The organism is Mailhella massiliensis (genome assembly GCF_020741395.1).
Classification (GTDB): domain Bacteria; phylum Desulfobacterota; class Desulfovibrionia; order Desulfovibrionales; family Desulfovibrionaceae; genus Mailhella; species Mailhella massiliensis_A.
The window spans coordinates 1-4,312 of sequence record NZ_DYZA01000146.1 but is presented as its reverse complement, the minus strand read 5'-3'; the positions used below and the strand labels follow the sequence as shown (position 1 = coordinate 4,312).

General features: G+C 60.9%; 5 protein-coding genes. 1 reads left to right on the top strand and 4 read right to left on the bottom strand.

Annotated elements, in window-relative coordinates; translation table 11 throughout:
* A partial coding sequence (locus tag K8W16_RS07340) for an autotransporter outer membrane beta-barrel domain-containing protein (RefSeq protein ID WP_304122503.1) occupies positions 1 to 635 on the top strand: 635 nt, incomplete at its 5' end.
* A gap of 82 nt (positions 636 to 717) precedes the next feature.
* Here the strand turns inward: K8W16_RS07340 and K8W16_RS07335 are convergent.
* From K8W16_RS07335 to K8W16_RS07320, 4 genes are all read right to left on the bottom strand, one after another.
* Positions 718 to 1,653, bottom strand: a complete 936-nt coding sequence (locus K8W16_RS07335; protein WP_304122502.1) for an SIS domain-containing protein — start codon at positions 1,651 to 1,653, stop codon at positions 718 to 720.
* Positions 1,650 to 2,390: a 3-deoxy-manno-octulosonate cytidylyltransferase gene (gene kdsB / locus K8W16_RS07330; protein ID WP_304122501.1), complete on the bottom strand. Its 741-nt coding sequence runs from the start codon at positions 2,388 to 2,390 to the stop codon at positions 1,650 to 1,652. Before kdsB ends, K8W16_RS07335 begins: the two co-directional genes overlap by 4 nt.
* On the bottom strand, positions 2,387 to 3,220 hold the full coding sequence (gene kdsA / locus K8W16_RS07325; RefSeq protein WP_304122500.1) for a 3-deoxy-8-phosphooctulonate synthase: 834 nt from the start codon (positions 3,218 to 3,220) through the stop codon (positions 2,387 to 2,389). Before kdsA ends, kdsB begins: the two co-directional genes overlap by 4 nt.
* A 293-nt stretch (positions 3,221 to 3,513) precedes the next feature.
* On the bottom strand, positions 3,514 to 4,312 hold a 799-nt coding region (locus K8W16_RS07320; RefSeq protein ID WP_304122499.1), incomplete at its 5' end, for a hypothetical protein.

The window sequence follows — 4,312 nt, the reverse complement described above, 5'->3', positions numbered from 1 at the left end:
CGGCCACGGTCAAGGGCGACGGCGACGCCTGGTATGCGGGCGGCGGTGTTCTGGCCCGCATGGACTTTGCCGAAACAGGCCCCGGCCACTTCTATGCAGAAGCAAGTGCACGCCTCGGCGTATTGAACAACGACTACGACAACGACGACATGCGCGACGCCTTCGGCCGCAGGGCCTCCTACGACAGCGACAGCGCCTATTACGGCCTGCATGTGGGCGCAGGCTATGTCTGGAACTTCAGCGACAAGGCGGATCTTGACCTGTATGCCAAGTACCTGTGGACCCATCAGGACAGCGACAGCCTGCACCTTTCCACCGGCGAACGCATGCACTTCGACAGTGTGGACTCCCACCGTCTGCGCCTCGGCGCCCGCCTTGCCTGCAACGCCAACGAATACGTGCGCCCCTACATCGGCGCGGCATGGGAATATGAGTTCGACGGCAAGGCCGAAGCCACCACCAACGGTTTTGACATTGACAGGCCGGACTTCAAGGGCAGCACCGGCATGGGCGAACTCGGCATAACCCTCACCCCCTCGGCCAGCATCCCCGTCAGCCTCGACCTCGGCGTGCAGGGCTATGTGGGCAAGCGTGAGGGCGTTTCCGGAACCATCCAGCTTCAGTGGAAGTTCTAGGTTCAGAACCCTTTCATGACTAGCATTAAAAAGCGCTCCCGCCTTTCCGCAGGGAGCGCTTTTTTCTTCCATGTGAGCCCCATTACAATATATCGTGCATGCTCAGGATGCCGAGGGGGCGATGCTCCTCATCCACAATGAAGACACAGGTGATCTTCTTTTCTTCCATAATGCCCTGGGCCTTGGCGCTCAACGCATCGGCATCGACACAGACGGGATTTCTGGTCATGAGGTCGCGGGCGGAGCTTTCCAGAATGTCCGGCCCCATGTGGCGGCGCAGGTCGCCGTCGGTAATAATGCCCACCAGCTTCTCCCCGTCCATCACGCCTACACAGCCGAATCCCTTGCGCGTCATTTCCGCAAGCACGCTCATCATGGGCGCGTCGAGCTGCAAAAGCGGCATGGCGCCGCCCGTGTGCATGAGGTCGCGCACCAGGGAAAGCTTCTGCCCCAGGGAACCGCCGGGGTGGAAGCGCCGGAAGTCCTCCCTGCCGAAGCCCCGCGCCGTGAGCAGGCACATGGCCAGCGCGTCGCCGAGAGCCATTTGCACCGTGGTGCTCGTGGTGGGCGCACAGTCCAGAGGGCAGGCTTCATGCAGCTGCGGCTGAAGAAGAAGATAGTCGCAGTGCTTGCCGAGGAAACTGTCTGCATTCCTGGTAATGGCAATAAGCGGCATGTTGTTCTGCGAGGCATAGAGCACGATATCCGTCAGCTCCGCCGTGTTGCCGGAATTGGAAATGGCGATTACCGCGTCCTCCGGCGTCATCATGCCGAGGTCGCCGTGGCTGGCCTCCGCAGGATGGATGAAGTACGCAGGCGACCCTGTGGAAGCGAGGGTGGCCGCAATCTTACGCGCCACATGCCCGCTTTTGCCCATGCCCGTGACGGCGATGCGCCCTTTGATGCCGAGAAGGCAGTCCACCGTCTTTTCAAAGTGCTCCCCAAGACTGTCGGCCAGAATCTGGAGGGCCTGCGCCTCATCGCGCAGAACCTGCCGCGCTTCATCAAGATACTTCATTGCTGCTTCCCGGCCTGCTGCATGACAATGCGGCGCACTTCCTCAAGGTCTTCCGGCGTATCCACTCCCGGGCCTGCGGCCTTCACTTCAAGGACGCGGATAGCCACTCCTGCCTGAAGCACGCGCAGCTGCTCCAGCTTTTCCGTATTTTCCAGAGGGGAATAGGGAAGATTACCGAAGCCCATGAGAAAATCGTGACGATAGGCATACATGCCGAGATGCCCGAAATAGGAAGGCGCAATCCCCCCCTCGCGCGGGAAGGGGACGGGGCTGCGGCTGAAATAGAGGGCATTGCCGTTGTGGGCGCGCACCACTTTCACAAGATTGGGGTTCTGCGCCTGCTTCTCGCTTATGGGATAGCAGAGGGTAGCCATTTGAAGATCCGCATCCTCCAGCATGGCCCGCGCCAGCTTTTCTATGGAGGAAGGCTCCACAAGAGGCTCATCGCCCTGAATGTTCACATAGATATCCGCAGGATGGGCTTTCGCCACCTCGATAAGCCTGTCCGAACCGGAGGCGCAGTCGGGGCTCGTCATCACGGCCGTGCCCCCGAAGGACTCCACGGCCTTCACGATGCGCTCATCGTCCGTGGCCGCCAAGACTTCATCAAAAAGGGAAACCTCGCGCACGCGCTCATATACGCGCTGCACCATGGGCTTGCCGCAGATATCCACCAGGGGCTTGCCCGGCAGGCGTGTAGACGCATAGCGGGAAGGAATGACGGCGACGATGCTCATGCCCGTTTCTCCTTGGCAATGGCGTCAAAGGCCTTGATGAGGGAAAGAAAGGCGGGAAGCTCCCTTACGGCCAGCATGTTCGGCCCGTCGCAGGGGGCCTTGTCCGGGTCGGGGTGCACTTCCATGAATATTCCCGCCACGCCTACGGCAGCCGCCGCGCGCGCCAGCGTGGGGACAAACTCCCTCTGTCCGCCGCTGCACGAGCCCTGCGCGCCGGGAAGCTGCACGGAGTGGGTGGCATCGAACACCACGGGGGCAAATTTCTTCATGATTTCAAGGCCGCGCATGTCCACCACAAGGTTGCCGTAGCCGAAGCTCGTGCCCCGCTCGCAGAGGGTAATGCGCTCGTTGCCCGTGGAACGCGCCTTCTTCAGCACGTTTTCCATCTCCCACGGCGCAAGGAACTGCCCCTTCTTGATGTTTACGGGCTTCATGGTGGAGGCCGCCGCAAGGATAAGGTCGGTCTGGCGGCAGAGAAAGGCGGGCGTCTGGAGGTAATCCGCCACTTCCGCCACGGGCGCGGCCTGTTCGGCGGTATGGATATCCGTCAGAACAGGAATGTCGCGGCTCTCCCGCACTTCGGCAAGAATGGAGAGCCCTTCCTGCATGCCCACGCCGCGGAAACCTGCGCCGGAAGAGCGGTTCGCCTTGTCGAAGCTGGACTTGTAGACAAAGGGAATGCCCGCGGCGGCGAAGATTTCCTTGAGTGCGGCGGACACTTCCAGCGCATGGGCCCGGCTTTCTATGGCGCACGGCCCGGCGATGAAGAAAAGAGGCAGCGTATTGTCGGCCTTGAGGTACGGCCTGCCGTGAAATGACAGTTCAAACATGAAAAAACTCCGGGCCCGTGGGGCGGACAAAAGGAAAAATTCGGAAGCGAGTATACGCCATGCGCACGCCGACTTCAAGTAACGCGGCCTGCGCGCCGACGAAAGACAATGCTCCGCCGTCTTACTCCGGGGATAATCCGGGAAGAGGAAAACGCTTCTCTTTCCCGCTTCTTGCCACAGCTGCCGGAGTAAGGCACCTCACCTTGTCAGGCGGCGGACATAACAAGGGCCCGAAGCTCCGACGGCAAAGCCTTTAAGCCACGGCCTCCGCCGCAGGTACGGTTTAACCGCCCTCAGGCGCAGGGCTCTCCCAGTTCCCGGATCACGCGCTCCAGCATACGGGGCGCGACTTTCAGAGAGTACGAAAGCTCAAGGCGCTCCGTATCCTTGTGCGCATCTTTGCCCGCAGGCCCCACGGAAGCAATGGGAACATCGAGGGCAAGAAGTTCCTTCATGGGAAGATCGTACACGCTTCCCCATCCGGGCATATTGTCCGCCAGACTGCGAAGCTCTTCCTCCCGCCCCTGGAACCCCATATAGCTCAAGTCCATGATGCCGCTGAAACATTCCACCAGTCTCATTTCCCCGACGCTTCTTTCCAGGTCGGCACATACGCCTTCCATGATGGAACGCAGCCTTCTTTCCTTTGCCGAGGCCCTCGTGTTGAGCCTTTGCGGGTAGTAGGGGGGCAGAAAACCCACTACGACGGCAGGGCCCTTGAGCCCGGCCAGGGAAATCAGATAATCGGCCACGGCCAGCCCCTTTTCCGGCTCATCCCTGTCGCAGGGCAGCTTGCGGACAAAGGCGCGAAGGCGTTCCTCCACCCTTTCCCTGCCCTCTTCCCGCACGAGCTTTTCCATAATGTCGCTTATGGTAAGCACGCGGCTTTCCCATGCGGGCACGGGGGTATCGCTCCTCCCCGCACGCTCCTGAAAGACCCGCCCCGCCTCACGGATGCCATTAAAAGTTTCCTCAAGCGCCCTTTGTGCCACCTCGCGGCAGATGTGCAATATATCCAGCGGGCTGCGGCTTACGGAAAGCACATTGAAATAGGCCGCCGCCCTCTCCGGCAACGTGACGGAATAACTCTCG